23 protein-coding genes and 2 pseudogenes are annotated in these 24,295 nt (G+C 67.3%); 9 read left to right on the plus strand and 16 right to left on the minus strand.

Translation table 11 applies throughout. The annotated features are described in order from the left end of the window. Positions 1-17: 17 nt before the first annotated feature. The 5 genes from ggt to rsmD form a co-directional block, all read right to left on the minus strand. Positions 18-1,739 (minus strand): gamma-glutamyltransferase, encoded by a 1,722-nt coding sequence (gene ggt, locus QE373_RS11345; RefSeq protein ID WP_309686563.1) that lies wholly within the window; start codon positions 1,737-1,739, stop codon positions 18-20. Further along, positions 1,736-2,017 (minus strand): YfhL family 4Fe-4S dicluster ferredoxin, encoded by a 282-nt coding sequence (locus QE373_RS11350; protein WP_042612382.1) that lies wholly within the window; start codon positions 2,015-2,017, stop codon positions 1,736-1,738. Before QE373_RS11350 ends, ggt begins: the two co-directional genes overlap by 4 nt. A 156-nt stretch (positions 2,018-2,173) precedes the next feature. Further along, complete coding sequence (locus tag QE373_RS11355) at positions 2,174-2,668, minus strand: hypothetical protein (protein ID WP_057506679.1); 495 nt, start codon at positions 2,666-2,668, stop codon at positions 2,174-2,176. 82 nt (positions 2,669-2,750) lie between these two features. Further along, positions 2,751-3,260, minus strand: a complete 510-nt coding sequence (gene coaD, locus QE373_RS11360) for a pantetheine-phosphate adenylyltransferase (protein ID WP_042612384.1) — start codon at positions 3,258-3,260, stop codon at positions 2,751-2,753. A gap of 26 nt (positions 3,261-3,286) precedes the next feature. Beyond that, positions 3,287-3,865: a 16S rRNA (guanine(966)-N(2))-methyltransferase RsmD gene (gene rsmD, locus QE373_RS11365; RefSeq protein WP_309686573.1), complete on the minus strand. Its 579-nt coding sequence runs from the start codon at positions 3,863-3,865 to the stop codon at positions 3,287-3,289. A gap of 698 nt (positions 3,866-4,563) precedes the next feature. Here rsmD and htpG point away from each other — a divergent pair. From htpG to QE373_RS11385, 4 genes are all read left to right on the plus strand, one after another. Beyond that, positions 4,564-6,471 carry a molecular chaperone HtpG gene (htpG, locus tag QE373_RS11370; protein WP_309686581.1) on the plus strand — a complete coding sequence of 636 codons (1,908 nt, stop codon included), beginning with the start codon at positions 4,564-4,566 and terminating at the stop codon, positions 6,469-6,471. A gap of 255 nt (positions 6,472-6,726) precedes the next feature. Next, positions 6,727-8,094 carry a signal recognition particle-docking protein FtsY gene (gene ftsY / locus QE373_RS11375; protein ID WP_309686584.1) on the plus strand — a complete coding sequence of 456 codons (1,368 nt, stop codon included), beginning with the start codon at positions 6,727-6,729 and terminating at the stop codon, positions 8,092-8,094. Between the two features lie 73 nt (positions 8,095-8,167). Further along, positions 8,168-9,184 carry an A/G-specific adenine glycosylase gene (mutY, locus tag QE373_RS11380; RefSeq protein WP_309689722.1) on the plus strand — a complete coding sequence of 339 codons (1,017 nt, stop codon included), beginning with the start codon at positions 8,168-8,170 and terminating at the stop codon, positions 9,182-9,184. 125 nt (positions 9,185-9,309) lie between these two features. Beyond that, entirely contained in the window at positions 9,310-9,579 is a 270-nt protein-coding gene (locus QE373_RS11385; protein WP_309686586.1) for an oxidative damage protection protein, read from the plus strand. On the opposite strand, the gene QE373_RS11390 is transcribed toward QE373_RS11385, so the two are convergent. The 10 genes and pseudogenes from QE373_RS11390 to QE373_RS11435 all read right to left on the minus strand — a co-directional run bounded on the left by QE373_RS11390 (position 9,580) and on the right by QE373_RS11435 (position 16,529). Beyond that, positions 9,580-10,017, minus strand: coding sequence for a DUF6491 family protein (locus QE373_RS11390; protein ID WP_057508139.1), 438 nt, complete (start codon positions 10,015-10,017; stop codon positions 9,580-9,582). A gap of 130 nt (positions 10,018-10,147) precedes the next feature. Beyond that, a complete protein-coding gene (gene lolD, locus QE373_RS11395) occupies positions 10,148-10,861 on the minus strand; it encodes a lipoprotein-releasing ABC transporter ATP-binding protein LolD (RefSeq protein ID WP_309686589.1) in 714 nt (237 codons plus the stop codon). Further along, positions 10,854-12,096, minus strand: a pseudogene (locus QE373_RS11400) (lipoprotein-releasing ABC transporter permease subunit). Before QE373_RS11400 ends, lolD begins: the two are co-directional and overlap by 8 nt. Positions 12,097-12,131: 35 nt before the next feature. Beyond that, the gene (locus tag QE373_RS11405; RefSeq protein ID WP_309686591.1) at positions 12,132-12,572 is read right to left on the minus strand and encodes a hypothetical protein; all 441 of its coding nucleotides are present in this window, start codon (positions 12,570-12,572) and stop codon (positions 12,132-12,134) included. Beyond that, a complete protein-coding gene (locus QE373_RS11410; RefSeq protein ID WP_042614010.1) occupies positions 12,523-12,771 on the minus strand; it encodes a succinate dehydrogenase assembly factor 2 in 249 nt (82 codons plus the stop codon). The genes QE373_RS11405 and QE373_RS11410 overlap by 50 nt, the downstream gene beginning before the upstream one ends. Positions 12,772-12,841: 70 nt before the next feature. Continuing rightward, entirely contained in the window at positions 12,842-13,627 is a 786-nt protein-coding gene (locus QE373_RS11415; protein ID WP_057508143.1) for a succinate dehydrogenase iron-sulfur subunit, read from the minus strand. 69 nt (positions 13,628-13,696) lie between these two features. Beyond that, on the minus strand, positions 13,697-15,487 hold the full coding sequence (sdhA, locus tag QE373_RS11420) for a succinate dehydrogenase flavoprotein subunit (RefSeq protein ID WP_057508144.1): 1,791 nt from the start codon (positions 15,485-15,487) through the stop codon (positions 13,697-13,699). Between the two features lie 31 nt (positions 15,488-15,518). Further along, positions 15,519-15,905 carry a succinate dehydrogenase, hydrophobic membrane anchor protein gene (gene sdhD / locus QE373_RS11425; RefSeq protein ID WP_309686596.1) on the minus strand — a complete coding sequence of 129 codons (387 nt, stop codon included), beginning with the start codon at positions 15,903-15,905 and terminating at the stop codon, positions 15,519-15,521. Further along, positions 15,902-16,297 carry a succinate dehydrogenase, cytochrome b556 subunit gene (gene sdhC, locus QE373_RS11430; RefSeq protein WP_057508146.1) on the minus strand — a complete coding sequence of 132 codons (396 nt, stop codon included), beginning with the start codon at positions 16,295-16,297 and terminating at the stop codon, positions 15,902-15,904. The genes sdhD and sdhC overlap by 4 nt, the downstream gene beginning before the upstream one ends. A gap of 58 nt (positions 16,298-16,355) precedes the next feature. Continuing rightward, complete coding sequence (locus tag QE373_RS11435; RefSeq protein ID WP_083491974.1) at positions 16,356-16,529, minus strand: DUF1674 domain-containing protein; 174 nt, start codon at positions 16,527-16,529, stop codon at positions 16,356-16,358. A 39-nt stretch (positions 16,530-16,568) separates the two neighbouring features. On the opposite strand from QE373_RS11435, the pseudogene QE373_RS11440 reads away from it, so the two are divergent. Next, a pseudogene (locus QE373_RS11440) lies at positions 16,569-17,442 on the plus strand (folate-binding protein). A gap of 152 nt (positions 17,443-17,594) precedes the next feature. On the opposite strand, the gene ugpC reads toward QE373_RS11440, so the two are convergent. Further along, positions 17,595-18,683, minus strand: a complete 1,089-nt coding sequence (gene ugpC / locus QE373_RS11445; protein ID WP_057508148.1) for a sn-glycerol-3-phosphate ABC transporter ATP-binding protein UgpC — start codon at positions 18,681-18,683, stop codon at positions 17,595-17,597. Between the two features lie 342 nt (positions 18,684-19,025). Here ugpC and zwf point away from each other — a divergent pair, with 342 nt between their 5' ends. The 4 genes from zwf to edd are packed head-to-tail and all read left to right on the plus strand — an operon-like array spanning position 19,026 to position 24,146. Then, positions 19,026-20,462 (plus strand): glucose-6-phosphate dehydrogenase, encoded by a 1,437-nt coding sequence (gene zwf / locus QE373_RS11450; RefSeq protein WP_309686603.1) that lies wholly within the window; start codon positions 19,026-19,028, stop codon positions 20,460-20,462. Beyond that, positions 20,459-21,466: a glucokinase gene (gene glk / locus QE373_RS11455; RefSeq protein WP_309686605.1), complete on the plus strand. Its 1,008-nt coding sequence runs from the start codon at positions 20,459-20,461 to the stop codon at positions 21,464-21,466. The genes zwf and glk overlap by 4 nt, the downstream gene beginning before the upstream one ends. Further along, entirely contained in the window at positions 21,466-22,188 is a 723-nt protein-coding gene (pgl, locus tag QE373_RS11460) for a 6-phosphogluconolactonase (protein ID WP_057508151.1), read from the plus strand. The genes glk and pgl overlap by 1 nt, the downstream gene beginning before the upstream one ends. A gap of 41 nt (positions 22,189-22,229) precedes the next feature. Next, a complete protein-coding gene (gene edd / locus QE373_RS11465) occupies positions 22,230-24,146 on the plus strand; it encodes a phosphogluconate dehydratase (RefSeq protein WP_309686609.1) in 1,917 nt (638 codons plus the stop codon). Positions 24,147-24,295 lie beyond the last annotated feature (149 nt).

Raw genomic sequence — 24,295 nt, forward strand, 5'->3', positions numbered from 1 at the left:
GGCGCTGCCGCACCGGATTACTTCACCTCGGCGCTCCCCACCGGGTTGCGCGGATCACTACCGCCAAACAGCGTGTTGCTGCGACGATCCCATTCGACGGTCTGCAGGTTGCCCCAGACGTGGCTGGAACCGCGACCGCCTTCGGCGCTGTCGCCAGGCAGGTCGATCTTGTGGCCCATCGCCTGCAGCTGCTTGACGGTGCCGGCATCGAACGCACCGGTTTCCGCTTCGATCGCATCCGGCAGCCACTGGTGGTGGTAGCGCGGCAATGCGGCGACCTGCTGTGCGGTCAGGCCCTGGTCGTAGCCCAGGATGCCCAGCAGCACCATGGTGATGATGCGGCTGCCACCGGGCGTGCCGAGCACCACCACTTTGTCGGCATTTTCCATGAAGGTCGGGGTCATCGAACTGAGCATGCGCTTGCCCGCCTTCGGCGCATTTGCGGCATAGCCCATCACGCCGAACGCATTGGGCGTGCCCGGCTTCAGCGCGAAGTCGTCCATTTCGTTGTTGAGCAGCACGCCGGTGCCCTTCGGAATCAGGCCCGAGCCGTACAGCAGGTTCACCGTCTGGGTCGCGCCGACGCGGTTGCCGTCGCGGTCGATGATCGAGAAATGCGTGGTCTCGTCGTCTTCCAGCGGGGTCGGGTTGCCCGACAGCAGGTCGCTGGGCGTGGCTTTTTCCGGGTGGATGGTGGCACGCAGGCCCTGCGCGTAGTCCTTGCTGGTGAGCACCTTCTGCGGAATCTCCACGAAGTCCGGATCGCCCAGGAAGAAGGTACGGTCGCGGTAGGCACGACGCATCGCTTCGACCACGAGATGGGCGCGGTGCGCCTCATCCATCGACTTGATGTCCCACCCTTCCAGGATCTGCAGCATGCTCGCCAGCGCGATGCCACCGGACGACGGCGGCGGCGCGGTGGTGATCTTCCAACCGTTGTAATCGAACACGATCGGCGCGCGCGCCTTCACCGTGTAACCGGCCAGTTCGTCGGCGGTCCAGCGGCCACCGGCCTGCTTGACGCCGGCCAGCAGCAGCGCGCCGGTCTGGCCGCGATAGAACCCATCGAAGCCGCCATCAGCCAGACGCTCCAGCGTGCGCGCCAGTTCCGGCTGCTGGAACAGATCGCCTTCGGCGATCGGCTTGCCGTTGCGCAGGTATACCTCGCGCGTGCCGGGATAACGTTCCATCACCTCGCGCCGCGACTGGTAGCCCTTGGCCATCCGCGCATACACCGGGAAGCCTTCGCGGGCGATGCGGATCGCCGGCTGCAGCGATGCCTTCAACGGCAGCTTGCCGTGCTTGGACGACAGCTCCACCAGCGCTGCCGGCAGACCGGGGATGCCGGCCGACCAGGCGCCGTTGACCGAACGGTCACGATCCAGGTTGCCGTCCTTGTCCAGGAACGCCGCCTCGGTGGCCGCGGCCGGCGCGGTCTCGCGCGCATCCAGCATCAGGTCCTTGCCCGAAGCGGCATCGTGCAGCAGGAAAAACCCGCCACCGCCCAGCCCGGAGCTGATCGGCTCGACCACGGCCAGCGTGGACGACACCGCCACGGCCGCGTCGAAGGCGTTGCCGCCCTGGGCCAGGATCTGCATGCCGGCCTGGGTGGCCAGCCGGTGGCCGCTGGCAATGGCCGCGCCATCGGGATGGGCGGCACGGGCCGGGACAGCGGCATGGGCCAGCGGGGCGGACAGCAACAGGCCCAGCAGCAACAAGGGGCGCAGGATCGGGTTCATTCGGATGGGGGCTCCGCGTAGAGTTCGGGGTGATCGTGCTGCAGGCCACGTAGCTTGGCCATCAGCTGGTCATGCGTTTCGACGATATCCGGGTCCGGGTCGATGCATTCGACCGGACAGACGACCACGCACTGCGCTTCGTCGAAATGGCCCACGCACTCGGTACAGCGCGCAGGGTCGATCACGTAGATGGTTTCACCCATCGAAATGGCCTGGTTGGGGCAGGCCGGCTCACAGACGTCACAGTTGACGCAGAGCTCGTTGATTTTCAGCGACACGGCGATGACTCCTCGCCCGCGCACCGCATCCGGCCAGCGCGGGCCGGGATGCTGGACTGGCACCGGCCTGCGCGGGCGCGCGGGCCGGTCAGGGGCGCCGCCACGAAGGCGCCGCCCACGACCACGCCGGATGGCGTGGCCGCTACCGCACGGGAATTACTTGGCTTCGACGAAAACGTAGTCGGCACCGGTGGGCTGCACGACGGACTGCACGCGGGCGTTGTCAGCGGCTTCGCCGATGAACAGCACGCGCACGTTCTTCATCGAATCCGGCGACACGTCCTTGAACACGACCTGGATCATGTCGGCCATCTTGCCCGACGCCGACGAACCGAAGGCCAGCATGTTGCCCGGCTGCACGCCACGGGCGACGGCCTGGGTGGCGCTCTCGGTCTGGCGCTCGAACTTGGCGGCGAACTCCGGATCCGATTCCGGTGCGAGGTAGTACAGGAACGGGCTGTTGGTCACGGTGCCCATGTTCTGCACGGCGACGGTCTGCAGGTACTTCTTCCAGCCGGCATCGTCGTCCTTGGCCGGGGCGACCAGCGCCTGCTGTGCATCGGCAGCGGCAGCCGGGGCTTCTTCCTTCTTGCAGGCAGTGAAGGCCAGGGCCAGCGAGGCCAGCAGCATCGCGCGCATGGTGGTGTTCATGGATGATCTCCCGTGGTGGTTCTGTGGATTGCAGTGGATACAAAAAGGTGCCGACGGCGGTCATCCGCCACGGGCGGGTGGATCAGGCCTGCGCCGCCTTGGCTTCGCGGGCCTTGCGCAGCGCGTCGAGCACCGACGCCGGCACGAAGCCGGACACGTCGCCACCCAGGCGTGCGATTTCACGTACCAGCGAGGACGAAATGAAGCTGTGCTGCTCGGCTGGTGTCAGGAACAGGGTTTCGACTTCCGGGATCAGGTGGCGGTTCATGCTGGCCATCTGGAACTCGTATTCGAAATCGGAGACCGCGCGCAGGCCGCGCAGCAGGATGCCGCCTTGGACCGAACGCACGAAGTGCGCCAGCAGGGTGTCGAAGCCGATCACTTCCACGTTGTCGTGGTGCGACAGCGCCCCGCGTGCCAGCTGCACGCGCAGCTCCAGCGGCAGCGTCGGGCCCTTGGACGGACTCTGTGCCACGCCCACGACCACCTTTTCGAACAGCGGCGCTGCCCGGTTCACCAGGTCGATGTGACCGTTGGTGATGGGATCGAAGGTGCCCGGATAGACAGCGATGCGACGATTGGCGACGGTCATGTGCGGTCGTGAACGTTCAGATTGGGTCAAAGTGTAGCAGTGGCGCGCCGGTACAGCGCAAAGCGCACCTCGCGGGTGCCGCCTTCGCGGTGCAGCAGCCAGTCCGCCGGCAGCGCCGGGGCCTGCCCTTCCGGCGACTCCAGGTACAGCCAGGCATCGGCGCTGAGGTGCCGCGGCAGCAGCGCAAGCGTGCTGTCCCACAGCCCGGCGGCGAACGGCGGATCAACGAAGGCGATGCTGGCCTGGACCGGCGCAGCGGTCTGCAGCCAGCGCAGCGCATCGGCCTGCACCACCTGCACGCGGGCCTCGGCCTTCAGCCGGGTGACCACGGCGCTCAGGTTGGCCACCAGCTGCGGGTCCCGTTCGACCAGGGTGGCATGGGCCGCACCCCGCGACACCGCCTCCAGCCCGAGCGCGCCGCTGCCGGCGAACACATCCAGCACGCGGGCGCCGCCAAGGCGGGGCATCAGCCAGTTGAACAGGGTTTCGCGCACGCGGTCGCTGCTGGGACGCAGGCCCGGCAGGGTCGGCACCGGCAGCCGGGTATTGCGCCACTGCCCACCGATGATGCGGACCTGGCCGTCATTGCCAGCGCGGCCGCTCATGGCGCGCAACCGGGGGTGACCCGCGCACGGGTCGGGTTCATGGAATTCAGCATGGTGCGATTGTAACGGCAGCGCGGTCTGCGGCGAACGGCGGAGCCCCTCGTGGTGGGTCGCGGGGAGCTTCGGTTCAAGGGGTTGGGCCGGGCGGGAGGGGTTGGTGGGGGACGGCAAGGGCCGCATCCTGCGGGCCTCGTTTCGCGCCATCCTTGGCACGGGTCCACGCCATCGCATTCGCGCTGCCGCTCCCACGCTTTGCTGCGCAAACCGTGGGCCCCTCTTCACCAGCACCCACACCCCGCCGCTTCGCGGCCGCCCCTGACTCAGGGGCTCCCTTCACCTGTCAGCGCTGGGGACGGGGTCAGAGTCCTTTCGCGCAGCGAAAGGACTCTGACCCCTGCTTTTGATCTCTCTTTTTTCCGGGGTGGGCGCACGGGACATGTCACAGGGCCGGGCGGTGGGGCTGGGCGGGGGCGTTGAGCGCCAAGGACGGCGCGAAACGAGGCCCGCAGGAGCGGCTGTTGCCGTCCCCCGCCCAGCCCCACCGCCCGGCCCAAATCCAGTAAACCGCTCCAGCGACCACCACGAGGGGCTCCGCCGTTCGCTGGCCGTCGGTAGAAGGCCTTGATAACGGGACAATCACCCTCACCCCTTGCCCAGGCCGCACACGCTGGCGCGGCAATGACACGGAGCTCCATGCCATGACTGAAACGACACAGACCGAAACCCTTGGCTTCCAGACCGAAGTCAAGCAGCTGCTGCAGCTGATGATCCATTCGCTGTACTCGAACAAGGAAATCTTCCTGCGCGAACTGGTCTCCAATGCCGCCGACGCCGCTGACAAGCTGCGCTTCGAAGCATTGACCCAGCCGGCGCTGCTGGAAGGTGACAACGACCTGCGCGTGCGGGTCAGCTTCGATACCGATGCCCACACGGTGACCATCGAAGACAACGGCATCGGCATGAGCCGCGAGGAAGCCATTGCCCACCTGGGCACCATCGCCAAGTCCGGCACCGGCGACTTCCTGCGCCAGCTGTCCGGCGACCAGAAGAAGGATTCCCAGCTGATCGGGCAGTTCGGCGTCGGCTTCTACAGCGCCTTCATCGTTGCCGACCAGGTCGATGTGTACTCGCGTCGTGCCGGCGCGCCGGCGGCCGAAGGCGTGCGCTGGTCCTCGCGCGGCGAAGGCGAGTTCGACATCGCCGCGGTGGAAAAGGCCGAGCGTGGCACCCGCATCGTGCTGCACCTGAAGGACGGCGAGCATGACTTCGCCGATGGCTGGCGCCTGCGCAGCATCCTGAAGAAGTATTCGGACCATATCGGCCTGCCGATCCAGATGCCGAAGGAAGCCGCTCCGGCCGAAGGTGAGACGGAAGCACCGGCGCTGGAATGGGAGACCGTCAACCGCGCCAGCGCGTTGTGGACCCGTCCGCGCACCGAAGTCACCGATGCCGAATACACCGAGTTCTACAAGCACGTGGCGCATGACCACAGCGATCCGCTGGCGTGGAGCCACAACAAGGTCGAAGGCAAGCTGGAATACACCTCGCTGCTGTACGTGCCCGGCCGCGCACCGTTCGACCTGTACCACCGCGAAGCGCCGAAGGGCCTGAAGCTGTACGTGCAGCGCGTGTTCGTGATGGACCAGGCCGAGCAGTTCCTGCCGCTGTACCTGCGCTTCATCAAGGGCGTGGTCGACTCCAACGATCTGTCGCTGAATGTTTCGCGCGAAATCCTGCAGTCCGGCCCGGTCATCGACTCGATGAAATCAGCGCTGACCAAGCGTTCGCTGGACATGCTGGAGAAGCTGTCCAAGGACAAGCCGGAGCAGTACGCCACGTTCTGGAAGGAATTCGGCCAGGTGCTGAAGGAAGGCCCGGCCGAGGACTACAACAACCGCGAAAAGGTCGCCGGCCTGCTGCGCTTTGCCTCTACCCGCGGCGAAGGCGATGCGCAGACGGTGTCGCTGGCCGACTACCTGGGCCGCGTGGCCGAGGGCCAGGACAAGATCTATTACCTGACCGGCGAGAGCTACACCCAGGTGCGCAACAGCCCGCACCTGGAAGTGTTCCGCAAGAAGGGCATCGAAGTGCTGCTGCTGACCGACCGCATCGACGAGTGGCTGATGGGCTACCTGACCGACTTCGACGGCAAGCGCTTCGTGGATATCGCACGCGGCGACCTGGACCTGGGCGCGCTGGAAAGCGAGGAAGACAAGCAGGCGCAGGAATCGGCGGCCAAGGACAAGCAGGCGCTGGTGGAACGGCTGAAGACCGCCCTCGGCGATGACGTGGCCGAAGTGCGCGTGTCGCACCGCCTGACCGATTCGCCGGCGGTGCTGGCCATCGGCGAGCAGGACCTGGGCCTGCAGATGCGCCAGATCCTGGAAGCGAGTGGCCAGAAAGTGCCCGACAGCAAGCCGGTGCTGGAGATCAACCCGGGCCATCCGCTGATCGCCAAGCTCGACGCCGAAGCCGATGGCGAGCGCTTCGACGACCTCGGCCGGGTGCTGTTCGACCAGGCCGCGCTTGCCGCCGGTGACAGCCTGAAGGATCCGGGTGCCTACGTGGCGCGCTTGAACAAGCTGCTGCTGGAACTGTCTGCCTGAGCAGAGGGTGGGTGACGACCACTGCTGGGTGACGACCGTTGGTGGGTGACGACCGTTGGTCGTCACGCCTCCTGCCGCTGCGCTCGCCGAGCATGGCTCGGCGCTGCCGGTCAGGGGCGCCGCCACGAAGGTGCCGCCCACCGGTAGTGACGGCCGCTGGCCGTCATTCACCTCCCTGCGCTGCCCCCCCCCTCCACACGGGCCCTGACGGGCCCGGTGGTAATCTACCCCCTGATCTAAAGCCGTTACCTGCCAATGCTCAGTTTCTTCCGCCGCAAAAAAGCCCAGGACGCCTCGCAGGTCGATGCGCCCAAGACCCAGCACTACTCGGCTGAAGAGCTCGCCGCTGCGTTTCCTTCGGCCAGGCCGGCACAGCCGCCGGAGCCGGTCGCCGCGCCGGTAGCGGAGGCACCCGCGCCCGTAGCGGAAGCAGCGCCGCAGCCGGTTGCACAACCGCCTGCAGCAGCGCCCGTCTTTGTACCTGCACCTGCACCTGCACCCGTACCTCAATCTGCACCGGCCGCTGCCGCCCCCATCGCCGCGCCCGCCCCGGAACGCGTGCTGGCGCCGGAAGATTTCGAAGCAGAAGCCCTCGCCGCGGCCGCGGTACTGGCTCCACTGGCCCCGGTCACCCCGGCGCCTGCACCGGCCGCCCCCGCTGCCGACCTGCCGGTGCTGGTCGATGCCGAGCCCGCCCCGGCCGGCAAGACCGGCTGGCGCGAGCGCCTGCGCAACAGCACCTTCGCACGCAGCTTCGGTGGCCTGTTCTCGCGCAATCCCAAGCTCGACGATGATCTGCTGGATGAAATCGAAACCGCGCTGATCACCGCGGACGTGGGCGTCACCGCCAGTACGACGTTGGTGGAAAGCCTGCGCAAGCGCATGAAGTCGCGCGAGTTCGCCGATGCCAATGCGCTGCTGGCCGCGCTGCGCGCGGACCTGATCGCGATCCTGAAGCCGGTCGCCCAGCCGTTGCTGATCGACCGCAACGCCAAGCCGTTCGTGGTGCTCACCGTGGGCGTCAACGGCGTCGGCAAGACCACCACCATCGGCAAGCTGGCCAAGCGCTTCAAGGACGAAGGCCACAGCCTGATGCTGGCCGCCGGTGATACCTTCCGTGCCGCCGCCGTGGCGCAGCTGCAGGCCTGGGGCGACCGCAACGGCGTCACCGTGATCGCCCAGGGCCAGAACGCCGATGCCGCTTCGGTGGCCTTCGATGCGTTGCAGGCCGGCAAGGCACGCGGCACCTCGGTGTTGATCGCCGATACCGCCGGCCGCCTGCATACCCAGTCCGGCCTGATGAACGAGCTGGGCAAGATCCGCCGCGTGCTCGGCAAGATCGACCCCGGTGCGCCGCATGAAGTGCTGATGGTGATCGATGGCACCACCGGCCAGAACGCGTTGTCACAGCTGCGCCAGTTCAACGCGGCGGTGAATGTCACCGGCCTGGTGGTGACCAAGCTGGACGGTACCGCCAAGGGCGGCGTGGTGTTCGCGCTGGCGCAGGAGTTCGGCATCCCGATCCGTTTCGCCGGCATCGGCGAACGCCCGGAAGACCTGCGCGTGTTCGATCCCGAAGCCTTCGTCGACGCGTTGCTGCCCGAAGCGCTCGGCAGTGCCTGAGGCCGCCACCGCGGTTGCGGCCACGCCAGCACCGGCGTCGGCCGCCGGCGGTGATGACCGGTTCGTCGCGCGGCTGCTGCACTGGTTCGACCAGCACGGCCGCCATGACCTGCCTTGGCAGCACCCGCGCACGCCATACCGGGTGTGGCTGTCGGAAATCATGCTGCAGCAGACCCAGGTCGCCACGGTAATCCCCTATTTCCTGAAGTTCCTGCAGCACTTCCCCACCCTGCCCGACCTGGCTGCGGCCGACAACGATGCGGTGATGGCGCAGTGGGCCGGACTCGGCTACTACGCCCGCGCACGCAACCTGCATGCCGCCGCCAAACGCTGCGTGGCCGACCACGGCGGCGAGCTGCCGCGCGATTTCGATGCGCTGCACGCGCTGCCCGGCATCGGCCGCAGCACCGCCGGGGCGATCCTCAGCCAGGCCTGGAACGATCCGTTCGCCATCCTGGATGGCAACGTCAAGCGCGTGCTGACCCGCTACCACGGTATCGAAGGATTCCCCGGCCTGCCGGTTGTCGAACGGCCGCTGTGGGCGTTGGCCGAAGCGCACGTGGCCCACGTGCCGGCCGGACGGATGGCCGATTACACCCAGGCGCAGATGGACCTGGGCGCGACGCTGTGCACGCGCAGCCGGCCGGCCTGCGTGGTCTGCCCGCTGCAGGAAGACTGCGTGGCGCGCCGCGAGGGACGCACCGCCGAACTGCCTACGGCCAAGCCGGGCAAGGTGCTGCCGGAACGCGACGCGACGGCCCTGTGGCTGCGCGACGGACACGGACGCGTGCTGCTGCAGAAGCGCCCGGAGACCGGAATCTGGGCCTCGCTGTGGACCCTGCCGCAGGCCGACAGCGGCGCGGCGCTGCAGGAGTGGTTCGATGCGAACGTGGACGGGGCGCTGGAAGATGCCGAGGAGCTGCCGGTGCTGCAGCACACCTTCAGCCACTACCGGCTGCACCTGCAGGTACTGCGCACGCGCGTGCAGGGCCTGAAGCACGAGCATCCCATGCTGCGCTGGGTGGCGGCCGTGGACCTGCCCGCACTGGGCCTGCCCGCGCCCATCCGCAAGCTGCTGCAGGCAGGCTGAGCGCAGGCACCCGGTCGCGCCGAGCCATGCCTGGCGCGCGTTGTCCCGCCACTGCGATCCCGTATACAAAGGCCGCCGAGCGTGGCTCGGCGCTACACTAGCCCTTCGAACACGAGTACCTGCCCATGCCCCGCACCATTTTCTGCCAGTACCAGCAAGCCGACGCCGAAGGCCTGGATTTCGTGCCCTACCCCGGCGAGCTTGGCCAGCGCATCTACGCCAACGTCGGCAAGCCGGCCTGGAGCGCGTGGCTGGCCCACCAGACCATGCTGATCAACGAAAACCGGCTGTCGCCGCGCGATCCCAAGCACCGTGCATTCCTGGAAGAAGAACTGGTCAAGTACCTGTTCTCCGGCAACGCGGAAAAGCCGCCGGGCTTCGTGCCGGAAGCCTGATCAGTCCTCGCGCGCCTGCGCCTGCGCGTGCCGCAGCTGCTGCTCTGACGTCCGCAGTGCCTTGACGTCCAGCGGGCGGATGCTGCCGATGTAACAGGGCATCTGCGGGCCTGGGCCCGGCCCGCGCACCAGCACCTTGTCCAGCCGCGCCGATACCCGCCCGACCCGGCTGGTCAGCCCGATCGCCTGCGCATACGGCAGGTCCGGGCACGGCCCGGTCAACTCCAGCAGGAAGGCCTGGCCCGGCCGGGTCCACACCGCCAGCGCGCTGTCGCCCAGTTCGTTCCAGCCGTTGAGGTTGCCCTGGAAGGGCATGTCACTCTGCGGCGCACCGGCGTGGGCGCGGTACAGCGCCAGCCGTTGGTCGCTGCCCAGCCGCCCACTGCTGGCACAGGCGGCAAGGCTGGCGCACAGGACGGCAATCATCAGGCGTTTCATGGCGGGGCTCCATGGGGATCAAGCCGATGATGCAGCCACGCCCGTGAACCCGGTAGTGACGGCCGCTGGCGGTCAAAAATGACGGTCGGCGGCCGTCAGCAGAAATGACGGCCAGCGGCCGTCACTACCCTCAGATCTCGGCGTGGGCCAGCGCGTGCAGCTTGCCTTCGCGCAGTTCAAGCACGCGGTCCAGCTTGCGCGCCAAGCTGCGGTCATGGGTGACCAGCACCAGCGAGGTATACCGGGCGCGATTGAGCTCCAGCATCAGCTCGAACACGGTGCCGGCGGTGCGGTCATCCAGGTTGCCGGTGGGTTCGTCGCCGAGCACGCAGGCCGGCTGGTTGACCAGCGCGCGCGCCACGGCCGCGCGTTGGCGCTCGCCACCCGACAGCTCACCGGGCTTGTGCTGCAAGCGATGACCAAGGCCCACCGACTCCAGCAGCTGCCGGGCGCGGTCATTGGCCGCCGCTACTTCGCCACCGCCCAGCAGCACCGGCATCATCACGTTTTCCAGCGCGGTGAACTCCGGCAGCAGGTGGTGGAACTGGTACACGAAGCCCAGCGCGCGATTGCGCAGCAGGCCACGGGCGCCGTCGGACAGCGTGGACATCTGCTGGCCGGTGACGAACACCTCACCCGCACTCGGCGTGTCCAGCCCGCCCAGCAGGTGCAGCAGCGTGCTCTTGCCGGCACCGGAGGCGCCGATGATCGCCACGGTTTCGCCGGCGCTGACCTGCAGGTCCAGTCCATCGAACACCGGCGTATGCATCCGGCCTTCGGCATAGGTCTTGCCCAGCGCCTGCGCGCGGATCACTTCCTGCCCGGGAGAGAAAACTTCATTCATAACGCAGCGCCTCCGCGGGCTGGGTGCGGGCGGCGCGCCACGCCGGGTACAGGGTGGCCAGGAAGCTCATCAGCAGCGCCACCACGGTGATCACCACGATGTCGGCGGTCTGCATGTCGGTCGGCAGGCCGGTGATGTAATACACGTCTTCCGGCAGCAGCTTGACGTTGAACACCGCTTCGATGGCGGCGAGGATCCGTTCCAGGTTGAGGGTCAGGGTGATGCCGCCGATCACGCCCGGCGACGGTGCCGATGATGCCGATCAGCGAACCCTGCACCATGAACACCCCCATCACCCCGCGCGGGGTCAGCCCCAGCGTGCGCAGGATGGCGATGTCGGCCTGCTTGTCGGTCACCAGCATCACCTGCGAAGACACCAGGTTGAAGGCGCCCATCGCGATGATCAGCGACAGCAGGATGCCCATCACCACCTTCTCCATCCGCAGCGAGTGGTACAGGTTGGCGTTCTGCTGGGTCCAGTCGCTGACCCGGTAGGCACCGCCCAGGCGCTGGGCGAGGTCCACGCCGACGTCGAGCGCCTGGTCCATGTCATGCAGCTTCAGGCGCACGCCGGTGGCCCCGTCGATGCGCAGCACGCGCTCCAGGTCCTGCATGTTGGCGAAGGCCACGCCGCGGTCGATCTCGTTGTAGCCGGCTTCGAAGATGCCGCTGACGGTGAAGCGCTTCATGCGCGGGATCGCGCCCATCGGCGTGCCCTGCACCTCGGCCAGCGTCGCCACCACCTGGTCGCCGACATCCACGCCCAGCCAGGTCGCCAGCTCCTGGCCGAGGATGATGTTGTAGCTGCCCTGCGCAAGGCTGTCGAAGCGGCCCTTCTTCATCTTCTCGGCAACCACCGAGACCTTCGGCTCCATCGCCGGGTCCACGCCCTGCACCAGCGCGCCCTGCACGCGCGGACCGCTGATCATCGCCTGGATCTCGATGTACGGCGCGGCACCGGCCACGCGCGGATCCTTGTAGGCAACGTCCACGGCACGCTGCCAGTCGCTCATCGGCTCGCCATCGCGGCTGATGGTGGTATGCGCGGACATCTGCAGCAGGCGGTCGCGGATTTCCTTCTGGAAACCACTCATCACCGCCAGCGTGGTGATCAGCACGGTCACGCCCAGCGCGATGCCGAGGATCGATGCCATCGAAATGAAGGAGATGAAGCCGTTGCGGCGCTTGGCCCGCAGGTAGCGCAGGCCGATGGCCACGGGAATGGGTTTGAACATGCAGGTGCGCCAATAGATTCAGCGTATGGTGCCACCTACGGCGGCTTACGGGAAACCTGCCGTGCGCGGACGGCCAGACGCAGTTCACGTCGTTGGCCGGCAGACAGCACATCCGGCCAGAAAAGCAGCACGCCGCGCTGTTTCCCCGGGCCCTGCCAGCGCAGCTGCAGCCACGGGCCGCGTACGTGCAGCGCAGGGTCTTCCAGCTCCCGCCCATCCAGGAGCAGGGGGCGCGGCGCGTCCTGCAGCCACAGCACGCGACACGACGCGCCCAGCCGGCGCCACAGCAGCAGCGCCAGCACCAGCCAGCACAGCAGCACGGCCGGCGGCTGCAGGCGCGCAGGCAGCCCACTGGCGCCGATCAGCCAAGGTGCCGCCAGCAGCACCATCGCCTCGGCCGCGGCCTGCAGCCGCGACGGGCGCCATTCAAGCCTTGAGGGTGCGGATCCGGTCGAGCAAGGGGACGGCGTGTGCATGCGGGCAGGCCTCGTAACCCATGAACCACCGCCACAACTTATCGTCCTCGCAATCGAGCAGGAACAGGAAAACCTCCCGCTCTTCGGCCGGGGCCGTGGCCCATTCGCGGTCGAGGTAATGCTCGAACAGCTGGTCCAGCTCACGCATGCCGCGGCGGCAACGCCAGCGCAGCTTCTTCAACAGGATCGCTTCGTCCATTGTCATTCCCGGATAACGCAACGCCGAGCAGGGCTCGGCGTCGCGGGGTGCTACACGGCAACCGCACCACTCAGGCGCGGCGGGCCATCATCAGCTTCTTGATCTCGGCGATCGCCAGCGCCGGGTTCAGGCCCTTCGGGCAGGTCCGTGCGCAGTTCATGATGGTGTGGCAGCGGTACAGCTTGAACGGATCTTCCAGATCGTCCAGGCGCGCACCGGTGTCCTCATCACGCGAATCGATGATCCAGCGATAGGCCTGCAGCAGGATCGCCGGCCCCAGGTAACGCTCACCGTTCCACCAGTAGCTCGGGCAGCTGGTGGAGCAGCACGCGCACAGGATGCACTCGTACAGGCCGTCCAGCTTGCGGCGGTCTTCCGGCGACTGCAGGCGCTCGCGGTCCGGCGGTGCCGGGGTCTGCGTGCGGATCCACGGCTTGATCGACGCGTACTGCGCGTAGAAGTGGGTCAGGTCCGGCACCAGGTCCTTGACCACGCTCATGTGCGGCAGCGGGTAGATCGGCACTTCCTTCTTGCCGCAGTCGGCGATGGCGCGGGTGCAGGCCAGCGTATTGGTGCCGTCGATGTTCATCGCGCACGAACCGCAGATGCCCTCGCGGCACGAACGGCGGAAGGTCAGCGTCGGATCGATCTCGTTCTTGATCTTGATCAGCGCGTCCAGGACCATCGGGCCGCACGCATCCAGGTCGATCTCGTACGTATCGGTACGCGGGTTGCTGTCGTCATCCGGACTCCAGCGGTAGACCTTGAAGGTACGCAGGTTCTTCGCACCGCTGGCGGCGGGGAAGTGCTTGCCCTTCGTGATCTTTGAATTCTTCGGCAGGGAAAACTCGGCCATGGCTGCTCTCGTTGGCTCAGGCGGCCCGCGCCGTCAAGGCGCGGATTGCATGGTAGGCGGGGGTCGCGATCAGTACACGCGCGGCTTCGGCGGCACCACGTCGACCTCGTCGGTCAGCGTGTACATGTGCACCGGACGGTAATCGAAGCTGCACTTGCCCTTGTCGTCGACCTTGACCAGCGTGTGCTTGTGCCAGTTGACGTCGTCGCGGTCCGGGAAGTCTTCGTGCGCATGCGCACCACGGCTTTCCTTGCGCTGCTCGGCCGAGTTGATCGTCGCCACTGCATTGAGCAGCAGGTTGTTCAGCTCGTAGGTTTCGATCAGGTCCGAGTTCCAGACCAGCGAGCGATCGCTGACCTTGACGTCCTGGAACGAATCGAAGATGCCGGCCATCTTCTCGCAGCCTTCCTTCAGCGTCTGGCTGGTGCGGAACACGGCCGCATCGGCCTGCATGGTCCGCTGCATGTTGTCGCGGATCACCGACGTCGGCGTATCGCCCTTGGCATAGCGCAGCTTGTCCAGCAGGCCCAGCGCCTTGTCGCAGGCATCGGCCGGCAGCGGCTTGTGCGAAGCGCCCGGCTTGATGGTTTCGGCGCAACGGTTGGCCACCGCACGCCCGAACACCACCAGGTCCAGCAGCGAATTGGAGCCCAGGCGGTTGGCGCCGTGCACCGAAACGCAGGCCGCTTCGCCGATGGCGTACAGGCCCGGGATCACGGCATCGGGGTTGTCGCCGTCGATGCGCACCACTTCACCGTGGAAGTTGGTCGGGATGCCGCCCATGTTGTAGTGCACGGTCGGGATGACCGGGATCGGCTGCTTGTGCACGTCCACGCCGGCGAAGATGCGCGCGCTTTCGGCGATACCCGGCAGCTTGTCGTCGATCACGCCCGGGCCGAGGTGGGTCAGGTCGAGCAGGATGTGGTCCTTGTGCTCGCCGACGCCGCGGCCTTCGCGGATTTCCACGGTCATCGAACGTGCAACCACGTCGCGCGATGCCAGGTCCTTGTAATGCGGTGCGTAACGCTCCATGAAGCGCTCGCCGCTGCTGTTGCGCAGGATGCCGCCTTCGCCGCGCACGCCTTCGGTGATCAGGCAGCCCGCGCCGTAGATACCGGTCGGGTGGAACTGCACGAACTCCATGTCCTGCATCGCGATGCCCGCGCGCATGGCCAGGCCGCCGCCATCACCGGTGCAGGTGTGGGCGGAGGTGGCGCTGAAGTACGCACGGCCGTAGCCGCCGGTGGCCAGCACCACGCCCTGGGCGCGGAACAGGTGCAGCGAACCTTCGGCCATGTCGATGGCCAGCACGCCGCGGCAGGTACCGTCTTCGTCGAAGATCAGGTCCAGCGCGAAGTATTCGATCATGAAGCGCGCATCGTGCTTCAACGACTGCTGGTACAGCGTGTGCAGCATGGCGTGGCCGGTACGGTCGGCCGCCGCGCAGGTACGCTGCGCCGCCGGGCCTTCGCCGTACTTGGTGGTCATGCCGCCGAACGGGCGCTGGTAGATCTTGCCCTCTTCTGTACGGCTGAACGGCACGCCGTAGTGCTCCAGTTCGATGATCGCCGGGATCGCCTCGCGGCACATGTACTCGATGGCGTCCTGGTCACCCAGCCAATCCGAGCCCTTGATCGTGTCGTAGAAGTGGTAGCGCCAGTCGTCCTCGCCCATGTTGCCGAGCGCGGCGGAGATGCCACCCTGGGCAGCAACGGTGTGCGAACGGGTCGGGAAGACCTTGGTCAGGCACACGGTCTGCAGGCCCTTGGCGGCCAGTCCGAAGGTCGCGCGCAGGCCGGCACCGCCGGCGCCCACCACGACCATGTCGTACTTGTGTTCGGTGATCTTGTAAGCGGACATCTACTCTGTATTCCTGTCTTGGTGCCTGGGTTCAGGCCGCGCCGAGCGCGATGCGGACCACAGCAAACACACTGACGATGGCGCCGAGCACGGCAACGAACTTCACCGTGGTCTGCAGCGCGAGGGCCAGCAGCGAATTATGGATGTAGTCTTCCAGCACGATCTGCAGGCCAAGCTGGGCGTGCCAGAACATGGCGACCAGGAAGCCCACCACCAGCACCGCATTCCACGGCTTGGCGATGGCCGCCGTGGCGGTCACGTAATCGGCGCCGAGCAGGCCCAGCACGAACACCAGGAACCAGATCGACAGCACCACCAGCGCGGTGGCGGTCAGGCGCTGGTGCACGAAGTGCTCGGTGCCGGTCTTGGCAGCGCCGAGGCCACGCACGTTCTTCAACGGGGTGCGGTAACGGTTCATGCGGCACCTCCGGAAACCAGCACGTAGGCCCAGACCAGGGCGGTGATGACCAGCGATGCGAACACCGACAGCCAGCTGCTGCGCACGAAGGCCGGGATGCTGAAGCCGATCGCGAAGTCCTGCACGATATGGCGCAGGCCATTGCACAGGTGGTACGCGAAGGCCCAGGTCCAGGCAAACAGGAACAGCTTGCCGTACCAGGCGCCAGCGTGGTCGGTGAAGCAGGTCCAGGAGGCGGGGCCCATCATCAGGGCGAGCAGGCCGCCGGCGATGATCAAGGCTCCAACAGACAGAAAGATGCCCGTGGCTCGATGCAGGATCGAGGTGGCCATCTGGATCTGCCAGCGATACACCTGGAGGTGCGGGGAAAGGGGGCGTTCTCGGGTCGCCATTCGCTGGGCTCGTTGTCTCGGCTGGGCGGCACAACTGCCGCGTTGGCTCAATGCTGGATCAGAAATCGATGCAGCGTCCGTTTTTCTCCCAATCACCGTACCGCACCGGATCAAGTCCGCCGCGGCCACCGTATTCCTTCTGCTCAGCAGGCGTGCCTTCAGGCGCGGGCGCCTTCGGATCCAGCGGGGCTTCAGATTCGGTGTCGGGAGTGGGGGTTGTTTGGCCTATCATCAGGATTCTCGCAACGCACAAATTCTAGACCTCGTTCACGTGCCTGACAACCTTTCCCCCGAATTAGTTCCATATGCCCTGCTGGAAGACCGCCAGTTGGTGTCCCTTTCCGGACCCGATGCGGTGGTGTTCGCGCAGGCCCAGTTCTCCAGTGATGTGGCCGCGCTGAGCGATTCGCATTGGCAGTGGAGTGCGTGGTTGACCGCCAAAGGCCGCACGATCGGCGTGTTTCAGCTCATCCGCCTGGATTCGGAAGCATTGCTGCTGGTGTTCGCAGACGGCGACGCAGATGAGATTGCTTCGCAGTTGCAGCGTTTCGTGTTCCGTCGCAAGGTCAAGATCAGCCGTCGCGACGATCTGCAGGTGCGGGGCGCATTTGCCGCACCGCAGACCGCCCTGGGCGCAACCGTGAGCGGTTCGCTGGAGGACATGCTGGAGCTGGACCTCGGCGGTGCGGAGCTGCCGCGGGCGATGCGCATCACCGCCGCTTCTGCCAGCGATGCCGCAACACAGAGCGAAGCCGCCTTCACCGCGGCGTGGCGCCAGGCCGACCTGCGGCTGGGCCTGCCCCCGCTTGGTGCCGGGCCAGCGTGAACACTGGACCCCACAGCAGCTGGGGCTGGATCGACTGAACGGCTACAGCGTCCGCAAGGGCTGCTACCCCGGCCAGGAAATCGTGGCGCGCACGCATTTCCTGGGCAAGGCCAAACGAGCATTGCAGCTGCTGCAACTGTCTGCCGGCGCCGAACCGGGTGCCAGCGTGGAGCAGGATGGCAGCGTGCTCGGCAGTATCGCCAGCGTGGCTGGCGAGCTGGCACTGGCGGTGTTGCCGCTGGAAACCAGTGATGCAGCGCTCAGCGTGGGCGGCCAGCCTGCGCAGCGCTTGCCGCTGCAGGACGGCCTGGCAAGGTAGTGACGACCGTTGGTCGTCACCGGGGTTGCTGACGGCCAGCGGCCGTCGCTACCGGGTGTTTCTTGGTGACGGCCAGCGGCCGTCACTACCGGGTGCTCCTTCCTGACGGCCAGCGGCCGTCACTACCGGGCCGGCGGCCGTCGCTACCGGGATCAGGCGTTGAGGCGTTCGCCGGTTTCTGCATCGAAGAAGTGCAGTGCGTTGGGCTGCACGGCCAGTTTCAGGGTCTCGCCCACCGCCGGCAGCGCGCGTGGCGCCACGCGCATGGTCAGCGCATGCTGGCCGCTGACCAGGTTGACGAAGATTTCGTTGCCCACCGGCTCGATGCCTTCGATGCGTGCCTCGAAGGTCCATTCGGCACCGGCGTCGGCCGGCTGCAGGTGCTCCGGGCGCACGCCCACCGCGATCGGCTTGTCCAGCCAGCGCGGATCGATGGTGGCGTGGCCCAGCGGCGCCTTCCAGTCGCCATCGCTCACCACCACGCCGGACGCGCTGGCCTGCAGCGTGCCACGCAGCACGTTCATCGCCGGGCTGCCGAGGAAGCCGGCGACAAACAGATTGGCCGGACGGTCGTACAGCTCCATCGGCGTGTCGATCTGCTGGATCACACCGTCCTTCAACACCACGATGCGCTGGCCGAGCGTCATCGCCTCTACCTGGTCGTGGGTGACGTAGATCATCGTGGTACCCAGCTTGCGGTGCAGCTGGGCGATTTCGGTGCGCACGCTGTGGCGGAGCTTGGCGTCCAGGTTGGACAGCGGCTCATCCAGCAGGAACACCGCCGGCTCGCGCACCAGCGCACGGCCCAGCGCCACGCGCTGGCGCTGGCCACCGGACATCGCCTTGGGCAGCTTGTCCATCATGTCGGTCAGGCCCAGCGTCTGCGCCGCTTCGCTGATGCGCTTGTCGATGGTGGCCTTGTCGTGGCCGCGCAGCTTCAGGCCGAAGGCCAGGTTCTCGGCCACGGTCATGTGCGGGTACAGCGCGTAGCTCTGGAACACCATGGCGATGTCACGGTCTTTCGGCGCCACGTCGTTGACCACGCGCTCGCCGATGGTCAGCGTGCCGCCACTGATCTCTTCCAGGCCGGCGATCATCCGCAGCAGGGTCGACTTCCCGCAGCCCGACGGCCCCACCAATACCATCAGCTCGCCATCGGCGACCTCGAAGGTAGCGTCCTTCACCGCGACCTGGCCGTTGTCGTAGACCTTGCGCACACCCTGCAACTGCACTTTTGCCATATCACTCTTCCAGTCCGCCCGTCGCCGGGGCTGTTGCACGTGGACTGCCTTCGGCCCTCCCGATGGCAGTGTTTTTGCCTCAGTGCCGCATGACGGCGCCAATGCAATCGAATACAGTTGCACATTCTGCCATGTAAACGTTTTCACGTGGCAGTATCCCTAGGTCGAAACGCATCATCTGCGTCACGATGTACGGACAGTACCCCGCCCGCCCGTGGCTGGTCGTACCGGCAGACGCCGGATGGCCCGCTGCAGCAGGCGGACAACGCAGTAAAAAACCTTCCCCGGAACCCAGCCAGGCAGCGATTGACAACGATGTCACCCGGATCTGAAACTCGAGCGATGCACGATACCCTCTTCCTGTTCGGCGCCACTGGCGATCTGGCCCAGCGCTATCTCTTCCCGTCCCTGCTGCGCCTGCTTGGCGATGGCCTGTTGCCGGAAGACTTCAAGGTCCGCGCCCTGGCGCTCTCACCGCATGACACCGAGGCCTTCCGGGACATCCTGCGCCCTCGCCTGCAGCAGGCGATGCCGCTGGCCACCGCCGAAGACATCGCCTCGCTGCTGCAGCGTATCGACTACCGTTCGGTGGACCTGCGCAACGCCGACTCGGTGGCCGAGGCGGTGTCCGACCTGGTAGACCGCCGCTGCGTCAGCTACCTGGCCATTCCGCCGGGCCTGTACATCTCCACCTGCGAAGGCCTGGCCAAGGGCGGCGCCCTGGCGGCACCGCACCGGCTGATGCTGGAAAAGCCGATCGGCAGCGACAGCGAAAGTGCCGAACAGATCATCAGCACCATCGGCCAGTGGATCGACGAAGACCGCGTGTTCCGCCTGGACCACTACCTGGGCAAGGCAGCGGTGCAGAACCTGATCGCACTGCGCTTCGGCAACACCCTGCTGGAAGCGGTATGGAACCGCAACTACATCGAATCGGTGCACATCCTGGTGTCCGAGAGCGAAGGCGTGGACGGGCGCGATGCCTACTACGCACGCTCCGGCGCGCTGCGTGACATGGTGCAGAGCCATATCCTGCAGCTGCTGTGCCTGGTGGCGATGGAGCCGCCGGCATCGCTGGAAGCCGACCGCATCCGCGATGAAAAGGTCAAGGTGCTGCGCTCGCTGCGTCCGCTGGATGCCAAGCACGCCGCGCGTGACAGCGTGCGTGGCCGCTACACCGCCGGCACCATCAACGGCCAGCCCGCCCAGGCCTACCAGCCGCCGGAAGGCAGCGACGTGGAAACCTTCGCCGGGGTCACCGCGCATATCGACAACTGGCGCTGGAGCGGGGTGCCGTTCCACCTGGTCACCGGCAAGCGCCTGCCCGAGCGCACCAGCCGCGTGGTGGTGACGCTCAAGCCGGTCACCCACTGGCTGTTCGAACGTCCGCACCGTGGCCAGGCCACGCCGAACCGCCTGGTGTTCCAGCTGCAGCCGCAGGAAAACATCGAACTGGGCCTGATGAGCAGCCTGGCCGGCCCGGAATGGGGCGCGCTGGAACTGCAGCCGCTGGAACTGGAACTGTCCGTGCCGACCGGCCTGCACCGCCGCATCGCCTACGAGCGCCTGTTCCTGGATGCATTCAACGGCAACCATGCCCTGTTCGTGCGCGATGACGAAGTGCGTGCGGCCTGGCAGTGGATCGACAGCGTGGCCGATGCGTGGAAGAACGCCGACCTGCCGCTGCAGCCCTACCCCGCCGGATCGTGGGGCCCGGACGCCGCAGCCGGCTTCCTGCCCGGCGACGTCGATGGCAACACGGTCGGGGACAAGGCATGACGGGGCCGGCGCAGCCGATCCTGGTCGCCGACATCGGCGGTACCAACGCGCGTTTCGCGCTGGCGGACACCGCCGACAGCAGCCCGCTGCTGGAAGACAGCATCCGTGAATTCCCGGTGGTGGACTTCCCTTCGCTCGGTGATGCCGCGCGCCACTATCTGCAGGAAGTGGATGCCGAAGCCAGCCGCGGCGTGTTCGCGGTGGCCGGCCGCGTGGACGGCGACGAGGCCCGCATCACCAACCACCCGTGGGTGATTTCGCGCAGCCGCACCGCCGCCATGCTCGGTTTTTCCGAGCTGCACCTGATCAACGATTTCGCTGCCCAGGCCATGGCCATTTCGCTGCTGCAGCCCAAGGACGTGGTGCAGATCGGCGGGGCCAGCTGGAGCCCGCGACGCAGCGGTGCGCCGGCCAACTACGGTGTCATCGGCCCGGGCACCGGGCTTGGCGTCGGCGGCCTGGTGATCCGCCACGACCGCTGCTTCCCGCTGGAAACCGAAGGCGGCCATGTCAGCTTCCCGCCGGGCACGCCGGAAGAGATCCGCATCCTGGAAATCCTCTCCGAAACGTTCGGCCGCGTCTCCAACGAACGCCTGATCTGCGGCCCCGGCCTGGTCAACATCCATCGCGCCGTGTGCGAGATGGCCGGCTTCGATCCCGGCCACCTGAAGCCGGCCGACGTCACCGCACGCGCTGGCGCGGGTGATCCGCAGGCGATGCGCGCGGTGGACCTGTTCTGCGCCATCTTCGGTGCGATCGCCGGCGACCTGGTGCTGATCCAGGGCGCATGGGACGGCGTGTTCCTGACCGGCGGACTGGTGCCGCGCATGCTGGAATCCCTGCAGCACTCCGGTTTCCGCCAACGCTTCGAACACAAGGGGCGTTTCTCTTCGATCATGGGCCGGGTTCCGTCCCTGGCGGTGATCCATCCCAATCCCGGCCTGCTGGGCGCGGCGGCGTACGCCGTCGATGCCGAGTGCGCCGTTGCCGGAGCTGCTGCCTGATGCCCACTGCGTTCTCTTCCGACCGCGTCGAATTCATCGCCCACCGCGAGGCCGATGGCTGGATCGAAGCGGTCGCCGCCGACATGGCGAAGATCCTCAATGCCGACATCGCCGAACACGGCCGTGCGCGCATGCTGCTGTCCGGCGGCACCACGCCGGCACCGGTGTACCAGGCACTGGCCGAACTGGACGTGCATTGGGACCGGGTGGAAGTAAGCCTGGCCGATGAGCGCTGGCTGTCGCCGCAGGATCGCGACAGCAACGCGCACCTGGTCCGCGAAAGCTTCCTGCAGCGCGCCGAAGGGGCGCATTTCGATCCACTGGTACGCATCGGCAAGCCGTTGCCGGAGTGCGTGTACACCGCCAACCTGCAGGCCCAGTACAGCCTGCCACCGAGCGTGGTGGCGCTGGGCATGGGCAATGACGGGCATACCTGCTCGCTGTTCCCGGGTTCGCGCGACCTGCAGCGCGCCCTGGAAAGCACCCTGCCCTATGCCGCACTGGATGCGACCGGTTGCCCCGGTTCGAACCAGTGGCCGCTGCGCATCACGCTGACCCCGCACGGCCTGCGCGCCTGCCGCCAGCGCCTGCTGCTGCTGCGCGGCAAGCAGAAACTGGAAGTCCTGCAGCACGCGCTGGACAGCAACGATGTCCAGCAGTATCCGATCCTCGCCGCCATCGACCAGCCCGGCCCGCGCCTGCGCGTGCACTGGGCCGACTGATCCGACGTTCCCTCTCGCCACCTCTTCCACGCTGGTAGCCAATGAGTCTGCATCCGCAACTGCACGCCATCACCGAGCGCATCGTGCGCCGCAGCGCCGCTTCGCGCGCTGCTTACCTGGCCGGCATCGACGCCGCCCTGCGCGATGGCCCGTTCCGCAGCCGCCTGAGCTGCGGCAACCTTGCCCACGGCTTCGCCGCCTGCGGTGGCACCGACAAGAAACGCCTGCGCGGCGGGGTGACGCCGAACCTCGGCATCATCACCTCCTACAACGACATGTTGTCGGCGCACCAGCCGTTCGAGACCTATCCCGAGCAGATCCGTGAGATCGCCCGTGAATGGGGCGCGACCGCGCAGGTGGCCGGTGGCGTGCCGGCGATGTGCGACGGCGTGACCCAGGGCCGCGGTGGCATGGAACTGTCGCTGTTCTCGCGCGATGTGATTGCCCAGTCCACCGCCATCGGGCTCAGCCACGACATGTTCGATGCGGCGATCTACCTCGGCGTGTGCGACAAGATCGTGCCGGGCCTGCTGATCGGTGCGCTGGCCTTCGGCCACCTGCCCTCGGTGTTCGTGCCGGCCGGCCCGATGACACCGGGCATTCCGAACAAGCAGAAGGCCGAAGTGCGCGAGCGCTATGCCGCCGGCGAAGCCACCCGCGAGGAACTGCTGGAAGCGGAAGCGGCGTCCTACCACGGCGCCGGTACCTGCACGTTCTACGGCACGGCCAACTCCAACCAGGTGCTGCTGGAAGCGATGGGGGTGCAGCTGCCGGGCGCCTCGTTCGTCAACCCGGAACAGACCCTGCGCGGTGCGCTGACCCGCGAAGCCACCGTGCGTGCGCTGGAAATGACCGCGCTGGGCGATGATTACCGTCCGATCGGGCGGATCATCGACGAGCGCGCTATCGTCAACGCGATCGTCGCGCTGATGGCCACCGGCGGCTCGACCAACCACACCATCCACTGGATCGCCGTGGCCCGTGCGGCCGGCATCGTGGTGACCTGGGACGACATGGACCAGCTGTCCCAGTTGATCCCGCTGCTGACCCGCGTGTACCCCAACGGCGAGGCCGACGTGAACCGCTTCGCCGCGGCAGGCGGTCCGGCCTTCGTGTTCGGCGAGCTGATCCGCGCCGGCCTGATGCACGGCGACATCGTCACCGTCGCGCGCGGCGGCATGGCCGACTACGCGCGCGAACCGCGCCTGCAGGACGGCCAGGTCACCTGGGTGGACGGCATCATCCGCAGTGCCGATGAAGACGTCGCCCGCGGCGTGGACAATCCGTTCGAAAGCCAGGGCGGCCTGCGCCTGCTGCGCGGCAACCTGGGCCGTTCGCTGATCAAGCTGTCGGCGGTCAAGCCGCAGTACCGCAGCATCGAGGCGCCGGCGGTGGTGGTCGATGCGCCGCAGGTGCTGAACAAGCTGCATGCCGCCGGCCTGTTGCCGCAGGACTTCGTGGCCGTGGTGCGCTACCAGGGGCCGCGTGCCAACGGCATGCCGGAACTGCATTCGCTGGCGCCGTTGCTGGGCCTGCTGCAGAACCAGGGCCGGCGCGTGGCGCTGGTGACCGATGGCCGCCTGTCCGGCGCGTCGGGCAAGATTCCCGCGGCGATCCACATGACGCCGGAAGCCGCGCGCGGCGGCCCGCTGGGCAAGCTGCGCGAGGGCGACATCATCCGCCTGGATGGCGAGGCCGGCACGCTGGAGGTGCTGATCGACGAGGCCGAATGGGCGGCACGCACGCATGCGCCGAACACCGCGCCGGCGGCCAATGACCTGGGACGCAATCTGTTTGCGGTCAACCGCCTGGTGGTGGGGCCGGCCGACCAGGGCGCGATCTCGATTTCGTGCGGGCCGGCGGCGGCTGATGGCAGTGCGTGGGATTACGATGCGGAGTATGAGCTGGGGCATGATGCCGCGGCGGCGGATGCGCCGCATGAGGCGAAGGACGCCTGAGGCGCATTGTGCGGTGCTCATTCCTGGCTGAGGCTGCGGGAGGCCTCGACCAGGACACGCCGCAAGTACATCCATGTAGGCTCGCACTCGCGCATCCATGCGCGAGAGCGGTCCCGGCCGAGGCCTCCCGCAGCCTCCGGACAAATCCC

Source organism: Stenotrophomonas sp. SORGH_AS_0321 (genome assembly GCF_031453215.1).
Lineage (GTDB): Bacteria > Pseudomonadota > Gammaproteobacteria > Xanthomonadales > Xanthomonadaceae > Stenotrophomonas > Stenotrophomonas chelatiphaga.

Excerpts from the sequence above, each read along its gene's own strand:
- ggt (WP_309686563.1), bottom strand. The coding sequence starts at position 1,739 with ATGAACCCGATCCTGCGCCCCTTGTTGCTGCTGGGCCTGTTGCTGTCC.
- QE373_RS11355 (WP_057506679.1), bottom strand. The coding sequence starts at position 2,668 with ATGAACACCACCATGCGCGCGATGCTGCTGGCCTCGCTGGCCCTGGCC.
- coaD (WP_042612384.1), bottom strand. The coding sequence starts at position 3,260 with ATGACCGTCGCCAATCGTCGCATCGCTGTCTATCCGGGCACCTTCGAT.
- rsmD (WP_309686573.1), bottom strand. The coding sequence starts at position 3,865 with ATGAGCGGCCGCGCTGGCAATGACGGCCAGGTCCGCATCATCGGTGGG.
- htpG (WP_309686581.1), top strand. The coding sequence starts at position 4,564 with ATGACTGAAACGACACAGACCGAAACCCTTGGCTTCCAGACCGAAGTC.
- ftsY (WP_309686584.1), top strand. The coding sequence starts at position 6,727 with ATGCTCAGTTTCTTCCGCCGCAAAAAAGCCCAGGACGCCTCGCAGGTC.
- QE373_RS11385 (WP_309686586.1), top strand. The coding sequence starts at position 9,310 with ATGCCCCGCACCATTTTCTGCCAGTACCAGCAAGCCGACGCCGAAGGC.
- QE373_RS11390 (WP_057508139.1), bottom strand. The coding sequence starts at position 10,017 with ATGAAACGCCTGATGATTGCCGTCCTGTGCGCCAGCCTTGCCGCCTGT.
- lolD (WP_309686589.1), bottom strand. The coding sequence starts at position 10,861 with ATGAATGAAGTTTTCTCTCCCGGGCAGGAAGTGATCCGCGCGCAGGCG.
- QE373_RS11405 (WP_309686591.1), bottom strand. The coding sequence starts at position 12,572 with ATGCACACGCCGTCCCCTTGCTCGACCGGATCCGCACCCTCAAGGCTT.
- QE373_RS11410 (WP_042614010.1), bottom strand. The coding sequence starts at position 12,771 with ATGGACGAAGCGATCCTGTTGAAGAAGCTGCGCTGGCGTTGCCGCCGC.
- QE373_RS11415 (WP_057508143.1), bottom strand. The coding sequence starts at position 13,627 with ATGGCCGAGTTTTCCCTGCCGAAGAATTCAAAGATCACGAAGGGCAAG.
- sdhA (WP_057508144.1), bottom strand. The coding sequence starts at position 15,487 with ATGTCCGCTTACAAGATCACCGAACACAAGTACGACATGGTCGTGGTG.
- sdhD (WP_309686596.1), bottom strand. The coding sequence starts at position 15,905 with ATGAACCGTTACCGCACCCCGTTGAAGAACGTGCGTGGCCTCGGCGCT.
- sdhC (WP_057508146.1), bottom strand. The coding sequence starts at position 16,297 with ATGGCGACCCGAGAACGCCCCCTTTCCCCGCACCTCCAGGTGTATCGC.
- QE373_RS11435 (WP_083491974.1), bottom strand. The coding sequence starts at position 16,529 with ATGATAGGCCAAACAACCCCCACTCCCGACACCGAATCTGAAGCCCCG.
- ugpC (WP_057508148.1), bottom strand. The coding sequence starts at position 18,683 with ATGGCAAAAGTGCAGTTGCAGGGTGTGCGCAAGGTCTACGACAACGGC.
- zwf (WP_309686603.1), top strand. The coding sequence starts at position 19,026 with ATGCACGATACCCTCTTCCTGTTCGGCGCCACTGGCGATCTGGCCCAG.
- glk (WP_309686605.1), top strand. The coding sequence starts at position 20,459 with ATGACGGGGCCGGCGCAGCCGATCCTGGTCGCCGACATCGGCGGTACC.
- pgl (WP_057508151.1), top strand. The coding sequence starts at position 21,466 with ATGCCCACTGCGTTCTCTTCCGACCGCGTCGAATTCATCGCCCACCGC.
- edd (WP_309686609.1), top strand. The coding sequence starts at position 22,230 with ATGAGTCTGCATCCGCAACTGCACGCCATCACCGAGCGCATCGTGCGC.